Source organism: Oscillochloris sp. ZM17-4 (genome assembly GCF_019599295.1).
GTDB lineage: Bacteria > Chloroflexota > Chloroflexia > Chloroflexales > Chloroflexaceae > Oscillochloris.
This window is the reverse complement of the sequence record NZ_JAIEWN010000174.1, coordinates 1-1,300: the sequence shown is the minus strand read 5'-3', so window position 1 is coordinate 1,300 and position 1,300 is coordinate 1. Positions and strand designations below refer to the sequence as shown.

Annotated in this window: 1 pseudogene; it reads right to left on the bottom strand. The window is 74.2% G+C overall.

Annotation, left to right across the window (positions count from 1 at the left end):
• Nucleotides 1–1,300, bottom strand: a pseudogene (locus K2Z83_RS28495) (hypothetical protein); the annotation flags it as partial.

Below are 1,300 nucleotides of genomic sequence, written 5' to 3'. Positions count from 1 at the left end.
CCAGGACGCCGACCCGCCGAGGACTCTCCGGGCGAGCAGGTAGCCGCCGAGGATGACGCCCATCCCGGCGAGCAGGAACGGCATGCGGGCGACCCACTCATTGATCTGCCCGGTCAGGGCCATGGGGCCGGCGGGGAGGAGCACCTGCGTCGGACCCTTGAGCTGGATCAGCAGCTGGTTCGGCACCCCCTGCACCATCCTGGCCGCCGCGATGAGCGCGGTCGCCTCGTCGTCGTGCAGCTCGGTGCGGCCCAGGGAGGGCAGCCGAAACGCGGCGCCGACGAGCATGATCAGGGCGAGGGGGATGGAGGGGTGGGGCGGGCGCTGCGCGGTGGGGGCCGCGCGCCTGCGGCGAAGCAGGGCGGCCCCGACGAGGGCGCTCTGGGCGTCGCAGAGGATCAGCAGCGGCCAGGGCGCGATGGCCGCAGGCAGCGCCTGGAGGGCGAGCAGCAGCAGGATCATCAGCGCCAGGGCTCCGCAGAGGCCGAAGAAGATGCGCTCCAGCGGGTCGTCGATATCTGCCAGCAGCAGGCGGGAGAGCAGCGCCCCCGGGACGCCAAGGATGGCGATGGCGGCGATGCCGCGCAGCTCTACGCCCACAGGGAGCAGCAGCGTGAGGTGGGCCAGCGCGAGGATGGCCACGACCGCGAGGGCCTGCGCGCTGCGGGCGGGGCGCGTCGCGCGCCGCAGGAGGCGCGGGGAGGCCCAGAGGGCCGCCAGCAGCGATGAGGCGAGGCTCAGCCCCGCTGCGTCGAGGGGCAGCGCCCAGCCGAGCGAAGCTGAGTCGACTCTGGCCCAGGCGATAATCCCTGCCGCCAGAAGGATCGGGACGGCGAGGATTGCCCTCCGGGTCTTTGCCCCAGACTGGCCCGGAGCGAGCGAGCGCACGGCAAGCCAGAGCGCCGCTGCGACGAGGGCGATGGCCCAGGTGAGCAGCAGGGCGCGGCGTAGCGGCGGCCCGAGCGGCCCGGGCGTCGCGGCGATGGGCGTCACCTGTAGGGTGTCGAGGGCCACCCCGAGGTTGCGCGGGTCGCTGTCATGTCCGTCGGAGGTCGGGCCGCTCAGGCGAACCTGCGCGGGGCCATCGGACGCGGCCCAGAGCGTGCTGCGCGGCACGAGGATGGCGTAGATGCGCCATCCCGCATCGGGCTGGATGGTGAGCAGCCGCCGACTGGGGCCGCTCGCGTAGAGCGAGATCGGGGTGCGGTCTGGGTTGCCGTGCAGCCGAGCTGAGATGACGGCGGCGGCGGCGGCGGGGTCGGGCAGCAGGAGCGCGGCGTCGGGGCCGCTCCAGCGGAAG